Consider the following 3,063-nt stretch of genomic DNA (forward strand, 5'->3'; position numbering starts at 1 on the left):
GCGTCTCTCACGCCAAAACATCTTCGGCGTTGTAAGGTTAAGCCTCACGGTTCATTAGTACCGGTTAGCTCAACGCATCGCTGCGCTTACACACCCGGCCTATCAACGTCGTCGTCTTCAACGTTCCTTCAGGAGACTTAAAGTCTCAGGGAGAACTCATCTCGGGGCAAGTTTCGTGCTTAGATGCTTTCAGCACTTATCTCTTCCGCATTTAGCTACCGGGCAGTGCCATTGGCATGACAACCCGAACACCAGTGATGCGTCCACTCCGGTCCTCTCGTACTAGGAGCAGCCCCCCTCAATTCTCCAGCGCCCACGGCAGATAGGGACCGAACTGTCTCACGACGTTCTAAACCCAGCTCGCGTACCACTTTAAATGGCGAACAGCCATACCCTTGGGACCTACTTCAGCCCCAGGATGTGATGAGCCGACATCGAGGTGCCAAACACCGCCGTCGATATGAACTCTTGGGCGGTATCAGCCTGTTATCCCCGGAGTACCTTTTATCCGTTGAGCGATGGCCCTTCCATTCAGAACCACCGGATCACTATGACCTGCTTTCGCACCTGCTCGCGCCGTCACGCTCGCAGTCAAGCCAGCTTATGCCATTGCACTAACCTCCTGATGTCCGACCAGGATTAGCTGACCTTCGTGCTCCTCCGTTACGCTTTAGGAGGAGACCGCCCCAGTCAAACTACCCACCAGACACTGTCCGCAACCCGGATTACGGGTCCACGTTAGAACATCAAACATTAAAGGGTGGTATTTCAAGGTTGGCTCCACGCAGACTGGCGTCCACGCTTCAAAGCCTCCCACCTATCCTACACATCAAGGCTCAATGTTCAGTGTCAAGCTATAGTAAAGGTTCACGGGGTCTTTCCGTCTTGCCGCGGGTACACTGCATCTTCACAGCGAGTTCAATTTCACTGAGTCTCGGGTGGAGACAGCCTGGCCATCATTACGCCATTCGTGCAGGTCGGAACTTACCCGACAAGGAATTTCGCTACCTTAGGACCGTTATAGTTACGGCCGCCGTTTACCGGGGCTTCGATCAAGAGCTTCTCCTTACGGATAACCCCATCAATTAACCTTCCGGCACCGGGCAGGCGTCACACCGTATACGTCCACTTTCGTGTTTGCACAGTGCTGTGTTTTTAATAAACAGTTGCAGCCAGCTGGTATCTTCGACTGATTTCAGCTCCACGGGTAAACCGCTTCACCTACATATCAGCGTGCCTTCTCCCGAAGTTACGGCACCATTTTGCCTAGTTCCTTCACCCGAGTTCTCTCAAGCGCCTTGGTATTCTCTACCTGACCACCTGTGTCGGTTTGGGGTACGATTTCGTGTTACCTGATGCTTAGAGGCTTTTCCTGGAAGCAGGGCATTTGTCACTTCAGCACCGTAGTGCCTCGTCATCACGCCTCAGTGTTAAAGTGCTCCGGATTTGCCTGGAACACACACCTGCACGCTTAAACCGGGACAACCGTCGCCCGGATGACATAGCCTTCTCCGTCCCCCCTTCGCAGTAACACCAAGTACAGGAATATTAACCTGTTTCCCATCGACTACGCCTTTCGGCCTCGCCTTAGGGGTCGACTCACCCTGCCCCGATTAACGTTGGACAGGAACCCTTGGTCTTCCGGCGAGCGGGCTTTTCACCCGCTTTATCGTTACTTATGTCAGCATTCGCACTTCTGATACCTCCAGCATGCCTCACAGCACACCTTCGCAGGCTTACAGAACGCTCCCCTACCCAACAACACATTCGTGTCGCTGCCGCAGCTTCGGTGCATGGTTTAGCCCCGTTACATCTTCCGCGCAGGCCGACTCGACCAGTGAGCTATTACGCTTTCTTTAAATGATGGCTGCTTCTAAGCCAACATCCTGGCTGTCTGGGCCTTCCCACATCGTTTCCCACTTAACCATGACTTTGGGACCTTAGCTGGCGGTCTGGGTTGTTTCCCTCTTCACGACGGACGTTAGCACCCGCCGTGTGTCTCCCGTGATAACATTCTCCGGTATTCGCAGTTTGCATCGGGTTGGTAAGCCGGGATGGCCCCCTAGCCGAAACAGTGCTCTACCCCCGGAGATGAGTTCACGAGGCGCTACCTAAATAGCTTTCGGGGAGAACCAGCTATCTCCCGGTTTGATTGGCCTTTCACCCCCAGCCACAAGTCATCCGCTAATTTTTCAACATTAGTCGGTTCGGTCCTCCAGTTAGTGTTACCCAACCTTCAACCTGCCCATGGCTAGATCACCGGGTTTCGGGTCTATACCCTGCAACTTAACGCCCAGTTAAGACTCGGTTTCCCTTCGGCTCCCCTATTCGGTTAACCTTGCTACAGAATATAAGTCGCTGACCCATTATACAAAAGGTACGCAGTCACACCCCAAAGGGTGCTCCCACTGCTTGTACGTACACGGTTTCAGGTTCTTTTTCACTCCCCTCGCCGGGGTTCTTTTCGCCTTTCCCTCACGGTACTGGTTCACTATCGGTCAGTCAGGAGTATTTAGCCTTGGAGGATGGTCCCCCCATATTCAGACAGGATACCACGTGTCCCGCCCTACTCATCGAGCTCACAACCTGTGCATTTTTGTGTACGGGGCTGTCACCCTGTATCGCGCGTCTTTCCAGACGCTTCCACTAACACACAAGCTGATTCTGGCTCTGGGCTCCTCCCCGTTCGCTCGCCGCTACTGGGGGAATCTCGGTTGATTTCTTTTCCTCGGGGTACTTAGATGTTTCAGTTCCCCCGGTTCGCCTCATTAACCTATGGATTCAGTTAATGATAGTGTGACGAGTCACACTGGGTTTCCCCATTCGGACATCGCCGGTTATAACGGTTCATATCACCTTACCGGCGCTTTTCGCAGATTAGCACGTCCTTCATCGCCTCTGACTGCCAGGGCATCCACCGTGTACGCTTGGTCGCTTAACCTCACAACCCGAAGATGTTTCTTGCGATTCATCGTCAGTTGTGAAAATTTGAGAGACTCGCAGAACAGTTCGCACTGTTCTGTGTTTCAATTTTCAGCTTGATCCAGATTTTTAAAGAGCAAA

General features: G+C 52.9%; 1 rRNA gene. It reads right to left on the reverse strand.

What is annotated here, in order from left to right:
- Positions 1-33: 33 nt before the first annotated feature.
- A 23S ribosomal RNA gene (locus tag ACQ3G7_RS24650) occupies positions 34-2,941 on the reverse strand.
- Positions 2,942-3,063: the final 122 nt, after the last annotated feature.

The organism is Kosakonia sp. N21, from assembly GCF_050587465.1.
In the GTDB taxonomy this organism is placed as follows: Bacteria; Pseudomonadota; Gammaproteobacteria; order Enterobacterales; family Enterobacteriaceae.